Source organism: Kitasatospora sp. NPDC005856 (assembly GCF_040629945.1).
Classification (GTDB): Bacteria; Actinomycetota; Actinomycetes; order Streptomycetales; family Streptomycetaceae; genus Kitasatospora.
The window spans coordinates 1-19,578 of record NZ_JBEXWT010000077.1 but is presented as its reverse complement, the minus strand read 5'-3'; the positions used below and the strand labels follow the sequence as shown (position 1 = coordinate 19,578).

The window sequence follows — 19,578 nt, the reverse complement described above, 5'->3', positions numbered from 1 at the left end:
CGTGGCCCGGCTCCGAGGGCGCGCGGAGCCGGGCCGCCAGGGCCGGCGGCGAGGACCGCGTCCACCCGGGTCGTCCGGGACAGGCGGCCGGGGCGCGGCCGGTCGTGGTGGCCGTCGCCCCGGCGGTCGGATCAGTGGCCGAGGGCGGTCTGGACGATCTTGACGACGACCAGGACCATCGCGATCAGCAGGTAACCGCGCAGGGCGCCCATACCGATCTTGTAGCCGGTGGAGACGACGGGCCTGGTCAGCGTCTCCAGCGGCGGCATCCGCCAGTCGTCGCGGCCGGTGCGGTCCACCAGGTCCTCCTTCGTCGCGGTGCGGCGGCCGGTGAAGGAGTACCCGGCGGCCAGCACCCCGGCGACCCCGCAGCCGGCCATGATCCCCTCGATGGCGGTGGCGCTGAGGTCGGGGAAGAGGACGGAGGCGGTGAGGATGACGGCCAGGGTGACCAGGACGCCGACGACGACGGTGGTGAAGGCGTTGGTCCTGGGCCCGTTGACCCAGGGGCCGAGGACGGCCCTGTCGTTGCACAAACGAGGTGCCTTCTTCAAACCTCGAAAAGCATAGACCCGGTGCGGGGCGGAACTCGCACGCTTGGTGGAACCTTTGCCTTCGAGCGGTCGCGTCGTCGTGTCAGATGCCGGCCGTCTCCGCCCCGCTCGCCCCGGTCAGCGCGGCGGCGAGGTCCTCGGCCAGCGCGGCCACCGCCCCGGTCTCGAAGGCGTGCTCGTTGTACCGCAGCCAGCACCGCAGCCCGCCGTCCGACAGCTCGGTGACCGCGAGCTCCGGGACGTGCCGGTCGCCGCCGGGCAGCGGGTACGGCACGGTGGCGTTGCGCGGCAGCTCCCACGAGGCGCAGGCCACTCCCGGCAGCTGGGCCGGCGCGCTCCAGCTCTCGTACCTCAGCCAGGCCGCGAACGGCGCCAGCGGGCTGAACTCCGCGAACGGGTACAGCTGGTGGTCGAGCGCGGCGGTGGCGGCGGACCGGACCCGGTCGAGCAGTTCGGCGAACCCGGGCGAACCCGACGCGTCCACCCGCACCAGGAGCGACTGCACGAAGCAGCCGACCGCCCGCTCCGCCTCCGGGCGGGTCCGGCCGGGCACCGGCGTCATGAGGACGAGGTCCGGCTGTCCGCTGCGGGCGGCCAGCAGACCGCTCCAGACCGCCGCCACCGCGAGGAACGGAGTGGCCCCCAGCTCCGCCGCCCTGGCCCGCAGCGCGCCGGCCGCCTCCGGGGGCACCGTGAACGCGTGGGCGGCGCTCAGTACCACCTCGGTGTGTCGGCGCCCGGGGAAGGGATCGATCGCCGCGGGCGCGCCCGCGAGCGCCGCCGTGAAGTGCGTCCGGGACGCCGGCCAGTGGGCGTTCGACCACTCCACCAGTTCGCGGTACTCCGGGCCGGGCCGGGCCGCCGGCGCCCGGCGGCCGTTGCGCAGCGCCGAGTACACCACCCCGAGGTCGCGCAGGAGCAGGCCCAGCGACCAGCCGTCGCTGACGAGGTGGTGGACGGCCAGCAGGACGACGTGGTCCTCCCGCCCCCGGCTGACCACGGCCAGCCTGGTCATCGGCCCCGTCGCGACGTCCGTCAACCGGTCGCGCACGGCGACCAGCCGCTCCGACACCTCGTCGTCGCTCGCGCCGGGCGCGTCCACCAGCACCACGTCCGCGTGCGGTTCGTCGTCCAGGGCGGCCCGCAGCACCCCCGGTTCGGCACCGGGCACCGGGACGAACCTGGTCCGCAGCGCGGGGTGGCGACGGATCGCCTCGTGCAGGGCGTCGGCCAGGACGTCCGTCCGCAGGCCCTGCGTCACCCGGAACATCACCGCCACCGAGCCGACGTTGCGGCCCGGGACCTCGGCCATCCAGCGCAGGAAGTTCTCCTGCTGGGAGGTGAGCGGCAGGTCGTGCGGCTGGGCGCGCAGCGAGCGGAGGAAGTCCGACACCTCGGCCCCGGACTGCTCCACCGGCCCGGCCGGAGAGGCTTCCGCCCGCCCCAGCCAGGCCGCCTGGGCGCGGAGCGAGGGGCGCTCGAAGACGAGCGCCGTACGAGCCGCCACGCCGAACTCGGCGGAGATCGCGGCGGCCAGCTGGACGGCGCGGAACGAGTCCCCGCCGAGCGCGAAGAACTCGTCCTCCACCGCCCGGACCGGCCGTCCCAGCACGGCCCGCCACAGGGCGGCCAGCGCGAGCTCCCGCTCCGTCTCCGGGGCCCTTCCCGTCACCGGGGCGGGTTCCTCGAAGGCGGTCCGCAGCCGGTGCTTGACCACCTTGCCGCTCGGATTGCGCGGCAGGGACTCCACCACCAGGATGCGTACCGGCAGTTCGGGCCTGGCGAGCCGCTCGCTGAGGAAGAGCCGCAATCCGTCGAGATCGATTCCGCCCGGCCGCGGTATCACCGCGGCGACCGGCACCTGGCCCATCACCGGATGCGGCAGGCCGAGCGCGGCGGCGTCGGCGACCTGGGGGTGCTCGTGCAGCACGGCCTCGATCCGCAGCGTCGAGACCTTCAGCGCACCGGACTTGACGATGTCGCTCTCCCGGTCGACCAGGTGGAGGAAGCCGTCCCCGTCCAGTCGGCCGAGATCGCCCATGCGCACCCAGCCGTCTCGGAAGACGGTGTCGGAGGCGGCTCCGGCGGCCTCTTCGGCTCCGGCTCCGGCTCCGGTACCGGCGTACCCGCGCGGCGGGCCGGGCTGACGCAGCCAGATCTCGCCGGTCTCGCCGGGCGGCACCGGCTGTCCGGCCTCGTCCAGGATCCGCAGGTCGGCCGGATCGGTCGGGCGGCCCACCGAGCCCGGGCGGCCGGGGTCCACGACCGCGGAGATCTGGGCGGGGGAGGCCTCGGCCGAGGTGTAGGTGTTGACGACCGTCGCCTTCGGCAGCGCGGCGCTCAGCCCGGCGGCGACCGCCGGCGGGAGCGCGGCGGCGGTGGAGCCGACCAGCAGGACGCTGCCGAGGTCCCGGCGGCCGGCGATCCCGGAGTTCAGCAGTTCCACCGCCATCGACGGCACCAGGAAGACCGTGCCCGCGCCGAACTCCTCGACCACCCGCCCGAATTCCTCCGTGTCGAAGCGCGGCAGGCAGATCGTCGTGGGCTGTGCGGTCAGCGCGTTCACCAGCACCGCCTGGGCCGCGTTGGTGCCGATCGGGAAGGCGTGCACGGCGTGCCGCGAGTGCGCGTACGGGCGGGGGCGGGGGGCGAGGACCAGGCCGGCGGTCAGGCTCGCGTGCGCGGCCCGGACGCCCTTGGGGGTGCCGGTCGTGCCGGAGGTGCCGATGATCTGGGCCAGGTCCCCAGGGGCGACCCGGTGCGGCGGCTCGTTCCCGCCCGGGGAGTCGAGGCCGTCTCGGCTCGCCAGGCCCTCTCGATGTCCGGGGTCGTCCCGGTCGCCGGGTTCGTCGAGGCCGAGGGTGGGCAGCGCGGTGCGCGGGCCGTTCCCGGCGAGTGCCCAGCGCGCCCCGGTGGCCTCGACGAGCCGTTCCACATCCGCCGGAGCCAGGTCCTCGCGGATCACCAGTCCGGCCGCGCCCGCGTAGTGGGCGGCCAGGAACGCCACGGCGTACTCGTCCCACTCCCGGTTGGTGAACAGCAGCGCCACGGTGTCCCCGGGTCGCACGCCCGCCCGTGCCAGCCCGTGCGCGGCCCGCACCGCCCGCTCGCGCCACCGGCCGTAGGTGAGGCTTCCACCGCCGGGCACGAGCAGCGCGGTGCGTTCGGGATGGAGCGCCGCCCGGTGGTCCAGGAGCGCCGGAAGCGTGAGCGGAACGGAGGCGGGCTGGGCGCTGATGACGACTCCCGGGAGGCTTTCGGAGCGCGGCGGACCGATGCCGGAGGAAGATCGGCCGCCGATTGGTCCAGACCGTATCGGAACGGTGAAGGCGGGCGCCAGATCCGTTCACATATCGTCATCACCCTTGGTGGGCAGGCCCGGAGGCGCCCGCCCGCCGGGGGCCGGGGTCAGGAGATCTCCGGCCAGCCCGCCGTCAGCCGCCCGCGCTCCTGCCACTGCCGTACCCCCGGCCCGTCCGGGTCGCGCCGCCGACAGAACTCCTCCAGCCGGGTGCACTGGGCGAGCATGGCGGCCCGGCGCCGCGGCCAGGGCGGCACCGGCTGCCCGTAGGCGTCGAAGAGGTGGTGCAGGGAGCCCACCTGGTCCGGGTGGTGCATGCGGACGATCCACTCGCACCAGGCCAGGTCCTCCACGGGCTCGCCCTGATGGGCGAACTCCCAGTCCAGCAGACCGGTGACGGCGAACGTGGCCGGGTCCAGCAGAAGGTTGTTGGGCCCGAAGTCGCCGTGCACCAGCACCGATCCCGGGCGTACCGGAACGTCGCCGGTCACGCCGGGGTCGACGGCCTGGAGCCGCCGCAGCACCCGCCCGCAGGCGGCCAGGACCTGCGCGCCGTGCCCGGCGTCCAGCAGGTCCTGCGCGGGCACTCCGGGAAGGTGGCCGAGCGTGATGGCGCCCGGCTCGGTGGCGAGCAGCGGGGGAACGGGCAGCAGCCCGTACAGCAGGGACAGCAACCACTGCTCGCGCCGGCTCCGCTCCTCGGCGTCCGGCCCTTCGTAACGCTTCACGACCACGGTGCCGTCGCCCGCGGTGCGGTTGGTGTAGCCGTGCGGGAGGGGCCGCAGCCCGGATGCTCCGTCGCTCATCCACGCCACTCGTCGGCCAGCAGGCCGAGCACGACCTGGTCCACGAACTCCCCGTTCGCCCAGGCGGCTTGGCGCAGCCGCCCCTCGACGGTGAAGCCGACACCGGTGGCGGCCCGCAGCATCGGGGCGTTGTCCGCCAGAGTCTCCAGTTGCAGGCGGCGCAGGCCGAGCACCGGGAAGGCGTAGTGGCAGAGCACCCGCAGGACGTCCGGCGCGAGCCCGCGCCCCCGGTGGCCCGGCAGCAGGGCGAGGCCGATGTGGGCGCCGCGGTTGTGGGCGTCGATGCCCCACAGCAGTGCCTCTCCGGCCAGTTCCCCGGAGGCCGTCTCGACCACGGAGAAGCAGGCCGCCTCGTCCGACGGCCCGGAGACCGCGTACGGGGAGTCCGCCGAGCCCGGAGGGATGGGCCGCCAGGGGCGGGAGTCGGCCCGCGAGCGAGTCGCCACGTCGTCGTACAGCTCGGCCAGGAGCACCGGGAGGTCGGCGTCGTGACGGGCCCGGAGGGTGATGTGGGTGCCTTGTAACATGTCACATGTTTACCACTGGCGGCCCACCCCTGACCAACGGGTTTTCCGTGTCTCACGGGTTCTGTGGGGCGCCATGGCCGGCCTCGGGACCGGTGGGCGGTGTTCGTGATCGCCGGGAGCGTATCGGCTCCAGGTTCCGCCGGCCTCCGTGACGAGGTGGGTGGCGGTCTTGTGGTGGTAGCCGAGGGCCTCCCGCGTCACCGCTCAGTCCTCCGTCAGTCTGACCCGAGTGGGACGGCGGGCCGCCAGGTCGATCGGCGGTTCTCGCCGACGGCCTGTCGGGCGGTCAGGTTCTCGGTTGAGGTGGCGATGAGGTCTGCGGCCGTGCAGCCGAGGATGTCGCAGAACGCGGCCGGCACCGGCAGCGAGGCCGTTCCGGAGTGCCGGAGACCAGGCGGTGCACCCGGGAGGAGGAGAGGCTTGGCTCAGGCGGGTACGGTGGGGTCGTCCAAAGCCCCACCATGTCTTGGGAAATGAAGCACAGGATGCACATCCTGGACGACCCCGCCGGTCTCTCGCCCCGTGCGAGGAATCTGCTCGAACGGACCGGTCGGCGCGAACGCCCGTACAAACCCCGGCTCTCCACCGATTTCCTATGTGTACGGGACTCCTCCGGTCGGTCGGTTCCCGCGCCCATGCCGCTCGTGATCCGCAGGGAGGGATTCGACCAGAGGTACGGCGGCCTCCGCTATCAAGTGCGAAACGACTGCACTCTCGAGAACGAACGCCTCGTGCTGCTCCGAGACTGGCAGTACGACCTCAGAGAGCGAATGTGGACCGACCCCGCTCGTGGCTGGTACTTCGACTGGTTCGGTGAGCACGTGTCCTCTCCGGTGTGTTACCTGGTGCACACGGACGGGCGAGTCGGAGTGGATGACGGAGGTGGCACCACCTTCCTCGAAGTCGCCCCGTCCGTTCCGGCGCTCATCGAGTCCCACGCCCTCATGGACGAGATCGCGACCTGGGATCGTGCCGTGGCCCAGGTCGACAGTTACGCACTCGCCCAGCAGCTCGACGGACTCACCGACGTCCCCGAGGCCTCGGGGCGGACGGTTCGGTGGCGGCTCTCCGACAACGTCGTGGTCCAGGAGTTCCGGGAGTGGAGCAGTGAGGGGCCGCGTCGTCGGCGGGCGTTCATCTGGAGCCGAGGAGAGGCTGGGCGGCGCCGGGTCGACGACGCCACGGCCCGGGCCGCGGCCGTGCAGCAGGCGATGGCGGCCACCGGACCGTGACGCCGGCGCGGCTGCCGCTGCTGCTGGCCGGGAGTGCGTGACGAACACCCGCTCGCGGCACGGGAAGTCGGCCGGTCTGACTTCCCGTGCTCCTCGAGGCTGGTGGAGAACCGGCGGTGGTAGTAGCTGTTGACCGGCGTCAGCTGACGGAGCACTGGTGGGCGTACGTCGGTGCCGGCCTTACGGAGTTCTCCTGAACCGGGCAGAGCAGTGGTGGCAGTAGGCGACATCGATCGGCCCGCCGGAGGAAGCCCGTGCCACGGCCCGCGCGCACGACACGGCGGACAACACGCCGAGGGCGAACAACAGCACGCCGACAGCCTGCCCGCTGAGCAGTGGTTTGGCGGACAGCACGAAGAGCACCGCCGCCGCCAGGAACCTCACGGCGCCTCGGCCCCGGAGCACGGGCCGATGCCGCTCGCGGAACACGGTGATCTCCGTCGTCTCCTCGCACTGCGGGCAACCCGTCCCGCCGCCCCCGCCAGCCTGCGTCGTTTCGAACAACAGCTCGTCCGTCACACGGCAACCCTACGGCTTGCGTCCAGGGCGCGAACTCGGGCCGGACCCGCGCGAATTTCGCTTCGCGGACACCAGGTCACCCTCGGCGGACATCCGATCTCCTGCAGGGGCCTGGTGGTGGCTCCGCCGCGGAGCCCCGACCCGGCTGGGACGGTCAGGTGGGTTTGTGCTGTGATGGGGGGCCTGACCAGCAAAGAAGGAGGAACTGGTGACCGTCGAGTCGCACGAGGGCTGCGGTCCGGTGTACGCCCTCGACCCGGACGAGCCGGTGTTCGTGTCGAAGCGCGTGCACCGTGGGCAGCCGGTCGTGAGCGTCTACCTCGACGAGGACGGCGACTGGCAGGCGTTCTCGGGGGCCGAGCCGCGGTGGTGGAAGGGCGGCCCCAGGCTGGTCCATGCCGCGCACCTGCTGGAGAGCGACCCGTCGATGGTCAGCCTGCCGGCGCTTCCGCTCCATCACTGGGCGACTCGTGAGGACGCTTCCTCGACGACGTGGCAGGTCTTCCGGGGCTGACCGGACCTTGCGGCGGCGCCGGAGCCGTCGGGAGGTCATCCCGTGGCTGGGACCTGATGACCTGTGGGAACGGGTGGCGCCGCTGCTGCCGCCCGCCTGCCGCGGCGCCACCTCTACCTCGGGTGACTGCCAGCAGACAACCGGGCCGCGCTGCGTGGCATCGTGTAGGTGCGTGCAAGAGCGTGAGCTGGCGGGGCGTACCCGCGGAGCGGACCGGCTGCAACGGGATCACGGAGTGGCGGCGGCTTCGGGACTGGACCAAGGCCGGCGTGTGGCCGCGCCTGCACGAGGCCCTGCTCGCCGAACTGCGGACGGCGGTCTGCTGGAGGTGGACCATGCAGCGCTCGAGGGCTCGCACGTCAGGGCGATCAAAGGGGGGCGCACCGGGCCTTGCCCGGTCGACCGGGCAAGGCCGGGCAGCAAGCACACCTGATCGTCAGCCGGCACGGCACCAGTACCGCCGCATGCTGTGGACGCGGCGCATCAAGCCCTTGATTGCCCGCCGTGGCATTGCCCACGACTCCGGGCTGGGCAAGACCCGCTGGATTTTCGGCCCGACCTGCTGGTGGCGGCCGGTGGTGGTGGCTCGACATTCGGCGAGCTCGTGGCGGGCAACGGCTGCGAGCCGGTGGCCCGAGCCCAGCCGTTGCACCTGCTGCGGCGCCGGGAACTTGGCGTCGATGTGCTCCGCCCCTCACCGATCGTCACCCGTGTCCACGAGGGGGCCTGATGACGAGAAGACCTCGATCGCCTTGCTGAGCTTGTTCTTTATGGTCTGATCCGGTCGCGTTCGATGATGGTTTCCGGGCGCCGGACGGTTTTGCCCACGTCAAAGCGGGTGGCGGGCTGCTTGTTCTTCGAGCCGATCGGTCTGCCGGGGCCGGGCCTGGTGGGTTTGGGCGCACGGGCCGGGCAGGCCAGGGCCGGGCGGAGGTTCCTGAACCCGCGGCGGACTCGGGCGGGGGTGAGTCTGTTCGGTTCCACGGGCCTCTCCCAGGGTCGGCGGATGTCTTCGGCGAGCGGGCGGGTGAGCCGCAGATAGGTGTGCGCGGTGATGATCAGCCAGGTCCAGCGGTCGGCCGCCTCGGGGGTGCGGAGCTTCGGGCGGGTCCAGCCGAGCGTCTGCTTGATCATGCGGAACGTGTGCTCCAGGTCGAACCTTCGCAGGAACGCCTGCCAGCGCACGTCGACCTCGGCGCCGGACATGTCGGTCCTGGACGACCACAGCCAGACCAGCAACGGGTCTCCGCCGCCTGGCAGGTGGTCAACCTCCAGGCGGATCAACGTCCCTTCGATCAAGGGGAGTTCGCCGTTGTGGTCGATCCATGCGGAGCGGGTGGTGAGTCGGGGGTGGATGCGGTCCCACGCCATCACGCAGGCGGTGCCATAGCGGTCGGTGACCTGAACGGTCGCCGCGTCCGGCTCGCCCCAGGTCTCTGGGTTGGCGAGGCGGAACTCCTTGCCGTGCTTGGGCGGGCGCCCGTCCGGGGGCGGTGAGATCCACGGACGTGGGACGGGCTTGCGCATCACCCGGTCCGACCGCAGCCGGCCCAGCACCTCAACCGGCAGGCCCTCCAGCAGGTAGGCCAGGAGCGGGGCGTCGTAGCCGGCGTCGAACACGACCAGGATGTCCCGGTCGCCCTCACGCCACCGCCCGCCGGCGATCAGGTTCTCCACGACCCGGCGGACCTGGCGGGCGGTGACGTCGGCGACGTCGTCCTCGGGACCGAGCCGGACTGCGTCCATCAGCTGGCACCAGGACGTGCGGCCCGTCTCCAGCGCGGCCACGAACGAGTACGGCCAACCGGGGATCATCAGGTGCTGGTCCCGGCCGCGGCCGTAGGTGTGGCAGAACAGCCTCTCCGCGCTGCACTCGGCGTCCGGCCGCAGCCAGTTGCTCACGTCCACAGCCAGCACGAGCCGGCCGTCGCCGGCCGTGGGCTGGGGCAACGCAGCCAGCGTCCGCCGCAGCCGCACCACGTCGACCCGTCCCCGGTTGAGCGCGTCGTACAGCGCGCCGTGGCCGCGCCGGTGCTCGGCCAGCAGTGTCAGGTCCACTGGTGACGTCACCGGCCCATCCGCACACAACAACGCGTCGGTCAGCTCGAACAACGCGTCGCGCCGACCGGTCAGGCATGCGTAGAAGTCACCCCGGAAGCGTGACGCTTCCGCGAACGCTTCCCGCCGGACATCGTGATGCAGCAGACTCATCCCCACGGCCTTTGTGCTGATCGAGTGCGTCCTTGGTCGGAGCACAGGATCAGCCGAAGGCCGCCTTCACGTCCGGCGAATACCCATCCGGGTGATCACGTTCGAGCCGACATTCGAGGCCGGAGCATAAAGAACAAGCTGAGATACCAGTCAATGCAGGCGTTGCCGCTGGCCGGGGCCTTCGAGCGGGCGACGCAAGCGATGATGTCCCGCCCCACGCTGCGGCCTTCCTGACGTCAACCCGGCAACTGGAGTCCACTTTTCGCTCACCTGCTGGTGGCACCTCGACAGCCTCGGCTACGCCTTCGGTGACGGAACCGCCGACGTTACCGGCGACGATGAACGGGCCGCGGTCCGACAAGCATTCGGGACGTGGTCGGCGGCCGTACAGCTCGCCTTCCGGGAAGTCGATGTCCTCGACAACCCGGGACTCGCCATATCATCACTGCAGAAGCTGCTCACTACTCCTTCCCCATCCGGTGCGCGTGAATCCTGCGCTCATCATGCGAGAGGAACTTCAGCTCGACGCGTGTCAGGTGCTCGTGAAGTGCGCTGGGTGCCGCACGCGCGGACGCACCGGGACCGGCGAGCTCCTCCTGTCAGGCCGGGACGGCCGGGTCAGCCAGCCGACGCGGCTGCTATTCGATGGCCGCCAGCATGCTCTGCAAGCGGGCGCGATCCGGGCAGTCTGACCCCAGGGTTCGCGGCGCCTGGTCGTTCACGGCGTCCGCAGGGCGTTCTCGTGCGGTAGGTAGCGCGGGTCGGTCCTCGCTGCGGGTTCGGCTCGGGCGGCCGGGGCCCGGGGCTGCATGGCTGCTTCAGTTGTTTCACCATGGTTATACGAGGCGGATTCCGTAGGTGATGACCATGTCAGACGTCTCTAACGTGACGATGGCGGACGACGGCGGTCTTCCCGCCGTCCCCTCACGCCGAGAGTGGGTGCACGGCGACCAGAGTGAGCACCAGTATGCCCAGCTGCTTAAGGTGATGCCCGATACCCCGCGACTCGCCTATTGGACAATCCGAGTCGCCGAGGAGGTAGGCCGTTGGAGCGAAGTAGAATATAAAGAAGGACTGGATGGCGGGTATTTGGTCGTTGGGTATGTTGATCCAGAATTCGATGACGTTGCGCAGCGGGAGCTCGGGGTTATCGAATATAGGTTCGTAGATAATCCTCAGCCTGGCAAGCTGATCCAGTTCCTTCCAGTGGATGCGATCAAGGTCCCTATCGTTCGGCGGATGGTCCGGTATGAGCCGCAAGTCAACGTGCGGGCCCCGATGAAAGATGGAGTTGCCACATGTTGGGCCAGGGGGAGTCATAGTGATGTTGATGAGGGCTGGGTAACCGCCAGGCATGTGGTTCAGGATGATCGAGGAAATGTCTTTTATGGAGATCGAATAGATTTCCTGAGTGGCAATAACGTGGATTCCGGTTCGGTGATGCGAGTGGCACCTGATGATATAGATGCAGCTTTGGTGCATGCTCACGCGGATATTTTCTCCCATTGGGAGCGTATGGATTTAATGCCCGCTCTCCTGAATCTCCCCGTGCAGTTCATTCAGGCTAGCGGGAAGCTTGCGAGTGGAGAGGTGATCGAGCCCCCGGCCAATCCTCACCTGGCGTCTTCTTCAAAGTGGCCTCAGCGTTTCACAATCAATAGGGCGGGCGACCCCGGTGACTCAGGGGCGATGATCGTGCACAGAAAGTCTGGTGAAGCCGTCGGGATTTACCTTGCTCAAATAGTAATGCGCGCCACGTCTGGGGTGGATCACTATGCTGGAGTGGGGCTGTCGGTTGAGCAGGTCAGAGACATAATGGAATTGGAGTTGTACAGATGATGAACCCTCCGGAGGATGAGCTAAGACTCGTGCCGATCGTGGTTGCGGAAGAGGAAGTTGTCGATCGACCAGCAGGTGCCAGCTACGAGGAGCATGGCGGCCGGTCATGGAGGGCTGTGACCCGCACAAAGGTTGCCACAGTCGATATGGCGGATTTGCAGGAGAGTGTTGGACGGATCCAGCAGCAGCTCGATGCGCTCGCAGCCGCAAGTGCCTCGGGTGGGGGATGGGGAATTCGCGAGGTCAAGGCAAGGCTGGCCGTTTCTGCTAAAGGTGGAATCGGCCTCGTTGCCGCGGCCGGTATCGAAGCGGCTGTTGAAATCACGTTCCGTAAATCAGCGGCCTAGTATGGTTCCGACTTGATTGACCGTTTCAATATGGCCCGCGCCGCCGGCGAGCGGCAGCGAATCCCTCGGCTCCGCCGGATCGATGTGTCTGAGGCGCTGAAGGGCCTCATGGAAGGGGATGAGGACTTCGTGGTGGCGCCTGCCGGGCTTTCTGCCGATCGGCGTCCTCCGCCGCGGCTCTCTCGTCGAGCTCCAACCTGTGCTTCGTAAGGCGCTCGCTGCGCTGCCGATTCGCCTGCGAGAGCTTGATGGCGTCGACCATGGCCACCGCCACGCCGGGCCCCCTTCCTCGGCGCGGTGATTCAGGGAATCAGGCGACGGCGGTGCGGTGGTCCCCGGTGGGCGGCTCGGCGCCCACCGGGGACCACCGGGTGTCACGCGAGCGGGACCTCCAACTGCTGGGCCAGGTCCGCCATCAGGGCGTCCAGCCAGCTCCGGATCGTGCCCGGGTCGAACAGGTCGGCGTCGTACTCGATCTGCCCCGCGTAGCCGTCGGCGTCCGGGGTGAGGGCGATCGCGCAGTCGGCGCGGGCGGAGGGGCCGGGGATGTCCTCGATCTCGGCGGTCAGACCGGGGAGGTCGAGGGCGATGGCCGGGGTGCTCTGGACGGCGACCACGATCTGCGGGAACGAGGCGGGCAGCGAGATGCCGCGTTCACGCAGCGGTTCGACCAGGTGGCCGAGGGACAGCCGGGAGTGGTCGAGGGCGGAGGCGATCGTCCGGCCGGCCCGGTCGACCTGGTCGCCGAACCCGTCGGTGTCCCGGGCGTGCAGCAGGATCGGCACGCTGTTGGTGATCAGGCCGACCACACCCTCGTCGACCGGCCGGGTGCGGTTGGCGCTGGAGAGCAGGATCAGGGTCTCCGGCTCGCCGCTGAGCTTGCCGAACAGCCGGTTGAGAGCGGCCAGGAGGACGGCGGCGGGGGTGGTGGAACGCCCGGCGGCGTAGCGTGCGACGGCGTACGACAGGGGCGCCGGGATCCGGAACTTCGTCGTTTCGCCGCGCCCGGAGCGCTGCTCGGGGCGCGGCCGGTCGGTGGGCAGGTCCACCGACAGCGAGGCGCCCTCGAAGGCCGCGGCCCAGTGGTCGGCGGCCGCCGTGACGGCGGCCCGGGTGACCACGGTCCGTTCCCAGCAGGAGTGGTCGGTCATCCGGCCGGGCTCCTGCGGCAGGGGGCCGCCCGTCCGGTAGAGCGGGCCCAGGTCGTCCAGCAGGATGGCCAGCGACCAGCCGTCGATCGCGATGTGGTGGACGGTCAGCAGCAGCACCCACTCCTGCTCCGCCGGGCGCAGCAGCCGGGTGCGCAGCAGCGGGGGCTCGGCCAGGTCGAACGCGTGGTGGATCTCGGAGTCCGTGGCCGCGGCGATCGCCGCGGCGCGCTCGGCGGGGGTGAGCCCGCGCAGGTCGTCGACCGGGAGGTCCGTCGCGGTGTTCGGCAGCACCTGCTGGAGCACCCCGAGTTCGGTGTCGAGGAACCGGGTCCGCAGGCTCTCGTGGCGTTCGGTCAGCGCCGTCAGGGCGCCGGCCAGCCGCTCGGGCTCCAGCGGTCCGCGCAGGGTGATCCGCTGGACGATGTTCCACACCGCGGGGTCGGCCGAGCGGCCGTGGGTCGTGTGCATCCGGCGCTGTGCCAGCCCGGCCGGCGCGGCGGCCAGGGCGGCCCCGGCGTCGGTCAGGGTGGTCAGCAGCCGGTCGCGGTGGGCCCGGACCAGGCCGGTGACCTCCTCGTCCATCGCCCCCGTGGGGGCCAGGTAGCCGAGCCGCTCGCCGGTGGTGCGCAGCACGATCTCGCGGTCGTCGAGCAGTTGGAGGAGCCGCTGCCAGCCCTGCCCGGCGGCGTCCGTGTCCGTTGTCGTGCTCACAGGGTGCCCTTCTCGTAGGCCGGGGCCTGCTCGACGGCCGGCTGGTGGGCGGCCATCGCGCGGATGGTCGGGCGGCGGAAGAAGTCCAGCACGCCGATCCGCAGACCGGTCGCCTCGTGGACCCGGTTCAGCAGCCGGGTGGCGGCCAGCGAGTGCCCGCCCAGGTCGAAGAAGGAGGTCTCCACCCCGGCGGGGCGGCCGAGTTCCTCCTCCCAGAGCCGCTGGACGGTGCGCTCCAGCTCGGTGGTCGGCGCGGCCTGCGGCTGGTCCGCGCCGAGCGGGCGCGGCTCCGGCAGGGCGGCGGTGTCCAGCTTGCCGTGCACGTTGAACGGCAGGGCGTCGACGGTGGCCCAGAGCCCGGGCACCATGTAGTCGGGCAGCAGGTCGGCCAGTCGGTCGGCGACCCCGGGCAGGTCGGCGGCCGCGCATCCGACGTACCCGGCGAGCAGCGTGCCCGCCGCGGTGCGGTGCGCCGTCACGGCGGCGGCGTGCACGCCGGGAAGGCCGCGCAACACGGTCTCGATCTCGCCCGGCTCGACGCGGTAGCCGCGCACCTTGACCTGGCGGTCGGCCCGGCCGAGGTACTCCAGCCGGCCGTCGGGCCGCCAGCGGCCGAGGTCGCCGGTGCGGTAGCTCGGGCCGTCGGGGGTGTCGGTGAAGACGGCGGCGCTCTCCTGGTCGCGGCCGACGTAGCCGATGCCGACCTGGACGCCGAGGGCGTGGATCTCGCCGACCGCTCCGGCCGGCACCCGGCGCCCGGCGGGGTCGCGCAGCACGATCCGGCTGCCCGGGGTCGGGCGGCCGATCGGCGCGTACTCCGGGCCGTCCGGGGCGATCTCGCCGGCCGTCAGCGCGTGGGTCTCGGTCGGGCCGTAGTGGTTGATCAGCCGGCAATCGGGGTTGCGGCGCAGGAAGGCCCGCAGTCCGGGGGTGAGCAGCACCTGCTCGCCGCCCGAGATCAGCTCCCGCAGGTGGGGCACCGGTTCCTCGCCGAGCGCGTCGGCGAGGGCGGCCAGCGGGGTGTACGGCAGGTGGAGCCGCTCGGCCCGGGTGGCCCGGACGACGGCGGCCAGCGCCGTCACGTCGTAGCGGGTCTCCTCCTCGATCAGCAGCAGGGTGCCGCCGCCGGCCAGCGTGGTGAGGATCTCCTGGACGCTGACGTCGAAGCCGCAGGAGGCGTACTGGAGCGTGCGGGCCGCGGGGTGGTCGGCGACGTTCCAGGCCACGAAGTGGGCCAGGGCGAGGGAGTGCATCAGCACGCCCTTGGGGCGACCGGTGGAGCCGGAGGTGTAGAGCAGGTACGCAGGAGCCTGCTTCGAGGGGGCGGGCAGCGGGGGCAGTTCGGCGGTGGCGGTGGCGGCCGGGGCGGGGTCGGTGAGCACCGTCGGTACGGTCAGGCCGAGTTCGGCCGGGGCCTCGTCCGAGGTGGTGAGCAGGACGACCGGCGCGCTGTCCTCGACGATCAGCCGGCAGCGCTCGGGGCCCTGCAGCACGTCGATCGGCACGTGGACGGCCCCGAGGCGCAGGATGGCCAGCAGCGCGGCCACCAGGTCCACCGAGCGGGGGAGCAGGACGCCCACCCGGCTGCCCTCGCGGACGCCGGCCGCCAGCAGCCGGCCGGCCAGGTCCTCCACCCGGGCCAGCAGCGTCCGGTAGTCGGTCTCGGTGCCGTCGGCGGCGACCACCGCGGTCTGCTCGGGCCGTCCGGCCGCGGTCGCGGCGATGGTGGCCAGCGGGTGCTCCGGTTCCCGGGCGGCCGCGGGGCCGGACTCCAGGGCGGTGTCGGCCTCGGCGGCGGACACGGCGGTGAGTTCGACCAGGGGGCGCTGCGGGTCGGCGACCGCGGCGGTGAGCAGCCGTTCGAAGGCGCTGAGCAGCCGGTCGACGGTGGCACGGTCGAACAGGCTGTCGGCGTACTCCACGTGGCAGCGGATGCCGTCGGGCAGGCTGGTCAGGAAGAGCGTCAGGTCGAAGGCGGAGCGGTCCGCGACGTGGTCCAGCGGGCGGGCCGTCATGCCGGGCAGGTCCAGTTCGAAGACCATGTGGTTCTCGAACTCGACCATCACCTGGAACAGCGGGTTGCGGCTGGTGTCGCGCTGCGGGTTCAGCTCCTGCACCAGCACCTCGAAGGGCAGTTCCTGGTGCTCGTAGGCGTCCAGCGCGGTGGAGCGGACCCGGCCCAGCGCCTCGGCGAAGGCGGGCTCGCCGGAGAGGTCCAGGCGCAGTGCCAGGGTGTTGACGAAGAACCCGACCAGGTCCTCCGTTCCCTCGGCCCGGTTGGCCACCGGGGTGCCCAACACGATCTCGTCCTGGCCGGCGTAGCGCTGCAGGACGCCGGCGAAGCCGGTCAGCAGCACCATGAACAGGGTGGAGCGCTTTGAACGGGCCAACTCCCTCAGGCCGTCGGAGAGTTCGGCGGGCAGATGGTGAACGAAGGAGCGGCCGCGGCCGTCCGGAACCGCGGGGCGCGGCCGGTCGGTGGGCAGGGCCAGCACCGGCAGGTCACCGCCGCCGAACACCTTGCGCCAGTAGGCGAGGCTCTCGTCGTACTCGCCGGCGGCCACCCGCGCCCGCTCCCGGGCGGCCTCGGCGGCCGGGCTGGTGGTGAGCAGCGGGAGCCGGGCGGCCCGGTCCTCCTGGGCGGCCGGGTAGAGCTCGCCCAGCTCCCGGGTGATCACCACGGTGGACAGGGTGTCGATCACGATGTGGTGCATCGAGAGGACCAGGACGTGCCGGTCGGCGGCCTGCTCCAGCAGCAGGGCCCGGAACAGCGGGCCCTCGGCGAGGTCGAAGCGGTGCGCGCCCTCGGCGGCGACCAGGTCGGCCACCGCGTCCCGGTCGCTCGCGTCCGCCGTGATCCGCTGCAGCACCGGGCCGGAGGGCGGGGCCAGAACCTGCTGGAACGGTTCGCCGTCCTGTTCCCGGAAGACGGTGCGCAGTGCGACATGGCGTTCGATCAGCCGGCACAGCGCGGTGTCCAGGGCCTGCGGGTCGAGCGGGCCGTCCAGGGCGATCGCCTTGACCTCGTTGTACTGCCCGCCGTCGGGCAGCATCCGGTGCAGGAACCACATCCGCTGCTGGGCGTAGGACAGCGGCGCGCCGCGCAGGGTGTCCCGGCGCAGGACGTCGAGCTGCGGCAGCCCGGTGGCCACCTGCTCGGGGGAGAGCCCGAAGTCGACGAAGGCGGCGATCTCGTCCGCGCCGGCCGCCCGCAGCTCGGACAGCACCCCCTGGACGCTCTCCGGGGTGCCGATCAGCGCGCGGGAGGCGCAGTACCGTTCGTACGCGCGCTCCAGCACGTACTCCAGGTCGTCCTCGCGGGCGTTCTTGAAGTCCAGGGTCAGGCCCAGGCTGTTGGCCATCTGCCCGAACAGCGAGAGCGAGGAGCGCAGGTAGTTGCAGAACGGCCGGTAGGCCTGCTCGCGCGCGGTGGCGAGGTCGGTGCCCAGGTAGGTGTGGACCAGCACGACCACCCGGCCGGCCTCCGGGTCGAGCCCGTGCTCGGCCCGGGTGCGCCGGTAGACCGCGATGTTCTCGGCCAGCTGGGCGATGTCCTGGGTCATCAGGTTGGTGATGACGCCGAGGTCGTTCCGGGCGGCCTCGCGGAAGCTTTCCGGGTTGCCGACGATCGCGGTGAACATCGGCGGCATCTCCTGCAGGGGGCGCGGGTGCAGGGTCACCTCGATCGGCTCACCGTTGCCGTTGCGTCCCTGGTACGGCTCGCCGCGCCACAGCGCCCGGACGGTGTCGATCTGCCGGTGCATCAGCTCCTTGTGGCTGCCGTAGCGCTCGGGGAAGAACAGGAAGTCGTTGGGGTGCCAGCCGCTGGCGCAGCCCAGGCCGACCCGGCCGCCGGACAGGTTGTCGACCACCGACCACTCCTCGGCCACCCGCACCGGGTGGTGCAGCGGCAGGACGGCACAGCCCGCGTTCAGCCGGATCCGGCTGGTCTCCCGGGCCAGGGCGGCGGCGAGCACCGAGGGGTTGGGGAAGATGCCGCCGAAGGAGTGGAAGTGGCGCTCGGGCAGCCAGACGGAGTGGAAGTCGTGCCGGTCGGCGAAGCGGGCGCTCTCCAGGACGATGCGGTACTTCTCGTCGTCCGGGGAGTCCAGCGGGTAGTCGCCGAAGAAGTAGAGGCTGAAGTCCACCGGCCGCTGGGGGTCGCTGACCGGCTCGTACGCGATCGCCTCGGCCTGGGCGCGCGCGGTTCCGGCGGGGACGGTCCCGGTCGGGGCGGGGAGTTCGGCGGTCGGCCGCGGGGCGGGCAGGTGGACGCCGGGCGAGGCCGGGAAGAAGCCGCCGCGCCGCAGGTCGCGCAGCGACTCGCGGACCGCGTCGATCACGAACTCCAGGTCGCCGTCGGTGTGGGCGGTGGAGAGGAAGAAGTTGCGCCACTCCCACACGTAGACCCCGCGGGTCAGCAGGTGCGGGAAGAGCAGTTCCATGTCGGCCCGGGGCTCGAAGCGGAACAGCGAGCCGAAGTGGGCCAGGCGCAGCGGGAACTCCTCCTCCTCGAAGAAGCCGTTCAGCGTGGCCGCCAGCTCGTCGGTGCGGGCGTTCAGCCGCTCCTGGAGGCCGGGGCCGGCCGCCTTGAGGTGGCGCAGCACCGCTCCCGCGGCGGTCATCGCCAGCGGGTGCTGGATGTAGGTGCCGCCGAAGAAGGTGGTGTCCTTGGGCGGGTAGCTGTCGTCCCCGTAGTCCCAGTGGCCGCCGTCGATCCCGTCCATGATGTCGGCCCGCCCGGCGATCGCGCCGATCGGGTAGCCGCCGCCCAGCACCTTGCCGTACGTGGACACGTCCGGGGTGACGCCCCAGAAGCCCTCGGCGCCGCGCAGGTGGGGCCGGAAGCCGGTGAGCATCTGGTCGAAGACCAGCACGATGCCGAGCCGGGTGGTCAGTTCGCGCAGCGAGCGGACGAAGTCGACGGGCTGGCGGCCCGGGTGGCGGCTCTGCACCGGCTCGACCAGGACGGCGGCGATGCGGTCGCCGTGCTCCTCGATGACCTTGAGGCTCTCCGGGTCGCCGTACCGCAGCACCAGCAGGTCCGCGACGGCGCTGCCCGGGATGCCGATGGACACCGGGACGGTCTCCCGGTCGGCGCCGTGGCCCAGCGTCCGGCCCAGGGTGTGGTCGAAGTGGCCGTGGTAGGAGCCCTCGAACATGACGATCTTGTCCCGGCCGGTGTGGGCGCGGGCCAGCCGGATGGCCCCGGCGTTCGCCTCGGTGCCGGAGTTGGCGAAGGCGACCCGCTCGGTGCCGGTCAGCTCGGCGAGCAGCTCGGCGGCCTCGCCGGTCTCCGGGCCGCGCGGGCCCAGCCGCAGGCCCGAGGACAGGTGCTCGCGGACGGCCTCGGAGACGAACTCCGGGTCGTGGCCGAAGAGCAGCACACCGAAGCCCATGGTGATGTCGACGTACGGGTTGCCGTCGACGTCCTCCAGGCGGGAGCCCCGGGCCCGGCGGGCGGCGAGCGGGTAGAGCATCTCCTTGGTCCCGGAGCGGAAGCCGACCACGGCGCGGCTGTCCGCCAGGGTGCGGCGGTGGCGGCGGGTGATCGCCTTGGAGGCGGAGGTGCGGGCGGTGAAGCGCGCCACCAGCTCGTCCACGTGGGCGCGCTGCTGGTCGGTCAGGCCGCCGGCGGCCATGCCGGACTCGCGGGAGACCGTCACCCGGGGGCCGTGCACCTGCGGGGCGGCCGGGGCCTGCGCCGCACCGGCCGCGGCGGGTGCGGGGGTGGGGGCGGCCGGGGCGGGGACGGAGGCGGCGGCGGGCGTGGGGACCGGGGCGGGGAGGTGCTCCCGCGAGGGAGAAGCCTGACATGTGGTGCCCCTGACAAGCGGGGAGCGTAGTCACTGCCCGGCGGTCGCAC

Annotated in this window: 12 protein-coding genes and 1 pseudogene; 5 read left to right on the top strand and 8 right to left on the bottom strand. The window is 71.8% G+C overall.

Translation table 11 applies throughout. The annotated features are described in order from the left end of the window. Window positions 1-131 precede the first annotated feature (131 nt). From ABZ449_RS32485 to ABZ449_RS32470, 4 genes are all read right to left on the bottom strand, one after another. Entirely contained in the window at window positions 132-536 is a 405-nt protein-coding gene (locus ABZ449_RS32485) for a hypothetical protein (protein WP_360353323.1), read from the bottom strand. A gap of 100 nt (window positions 537-636) precedes the next feature. Continuing rightward, window positions 637-3,747, bottom strand: a complete 3,111-nt coding sequence (locus ABZ449_RS32480) for an AMP-binding protein (RefSeq protein ID WP_360353346.1) — start codon at window positions 3,745-3,747, stop codon at window positions 637-639. A 215-nt stretch (window positions 3,748-3,962) separates the two neighbouring features. Then, window positions 3,963-4,661 carry a phosphotransferase gene (locus ABZ449_RS32475; protein WP_360353321.1) on the bottom strand — a complete coding sequence of 233 codons (699 nt, stop codon included), beginning with the start codon at window positions 4,659-4,661 and terminating at the stop codon, window positions 3,963-3,965. Next, on the bottom strand, window positions 4,658-5,188 hold the full coding sequence (locus tag ABZ449_RS32470; protein ID WP_360353319.1) for a GNAT family protein: 531 nt from the start codon (window positions 5,186-5,188) through the stop codon (window positions 4,658-4,660). Before ABZ449_RS32470 ends, ABZ449_RS32475 begins: the two co-directional genes overlap by 4 nt. Window positions 5,189-5,661: 473 nt before the next feature. Here ABZ449_RS32470 and ABZ449_RS32465 point away from each other — a divergent pair, with 473 nt between their 5' ends. Then, the gene (locus ABZ449_RS32465) at window positions 5,662-6,420 is read left to right on the top strand and encodes a hypothetical protein (protein ID WP_360353317.1); all 759 of its coding nucleotides are present in this window, start codon (window positions 5,662-5,664) and stop codon (window positions 6,418-6,420) included. Between the two features lie 180 nt (window positions 6,421-6,600). On the opposite strand, the gene ABZ449_RS32460 is transcribed toward ABZ449_RS32465, so the two are convergent. Then, window positions 6,601-6,939, bottom strand: a complete 339-nt coding sequence (locus ABZ449_RS32460; protein ID WP_360353316.1) for a hypothetical protein — start codon at window positions 6,937-6,939, stop codon at window positions 6,601-6,603. Between the two features lie 208 nt (window positions 6,940-7,147). On the opposite strand from ABZ449_RS32460, the gene ABZ449_RS32455 reads away from it, so the two are divergent. Together ABZ449_RS32455 and ABZ449_RS32450 are read left to right on the top strand one after the other, a co-directional pair. Further along, a complete protein-coding gene (locus ABZ449_RS32455) occupies window positions 7,148-7,453 on the top strand; it encodes a hypothetical protein (protein ID WP_360353314.1) in 306 nt (101 codons plus the stop codon). Window positions 7,454-7,508: 55 nt separating this feature from the next. After that, window positions 7,509-8,001 (top strand): annotated as a pseudogene (locus tag ABZ449_RS32450) (transposase); the annotation flags it as partial. 220 nt (window positions 8,002-8,221) lie between these two features. On the opposite strand, the gene ABZ449_RS32445 reads toward ABZ449_RS32450, so the two are convergent. Continuing rightward, window positions 8,222-9,664: an NF041680 family putative transposase gene (locus ABZ449_RS32445; protein ID WP_360353312.1), complete on the bottom strand. Its 1,443-nt coding sequence runs from the start codon at window positions 9,662-9,664 to the stop codon at window positions 8,222-8,224. Window positions 9,665-10,531: 867 nt separating this feature from the next. Here ABZ449_RS32445 and ABZ449_RS32440 point away from each other — a divergent pair. Both ABZ449_RS32440 and ABZ449_RS32435 read left to right on the top strand, forming a co-directional pair. After that, on the top strand, window positions 10,532-11,503 hold the full coding sequence (locus ABZ449_RS32440; protein WP_360353310.1) for a hypothetical protein: 972 nt from the start codon (window positions 10,532-10,534) through the stop codon (window positions 11,501-11,503). Further along, window positions 11,500-11,850, top strand: coding sequence for a hypothetical protein (locus ABZ449_RS32435; protein WP_360353308.1), 351 nt, complete (start codon window positions 11,500-11,502; stop codon window positions 11,848-11,850). The genes ABZ449_RS32440 and ABZ449_RS32435 overlap by 4 nt, the downstream gene beginning before the upstream one ends. A gap of 374 nt (window positions 11,851-12,224) precedes the next feature. Here the strand turns inward: ABZ449_RS32435 and ABZ449_RS32430 are convergent, their stop codons facing one another. Then, window positions 12,225-13,712 (bottom strand): condensation domain-containing protein, encoded by a 1,488-nt coding sequence (locus ABZ449_RS32430; RefSeq protein WP_360353306.1) that lies wholly within the window; start codon window positions 13,710-13,712, stop codon window positions 12,225-12,227. Continuing rightward, a complete protein-coding gene (locus ABZ449_RS32425; RefSeq protein WP_360353304.1) occupies window positions 13,709-19,378 on the bottom strand; it encodes a MupA/Atu3671 family FMN-dependent luciferase-like monooxygenase in 5,670 nt (1,889 codons plus the stop codon). Before ABZ449_RS32425 ends, ABZ449_RS32430 begins: the two co-directional genes overlap by 4 nt. Window positions 19,379-19,578 lie beyond the last annotated feature (200 nt).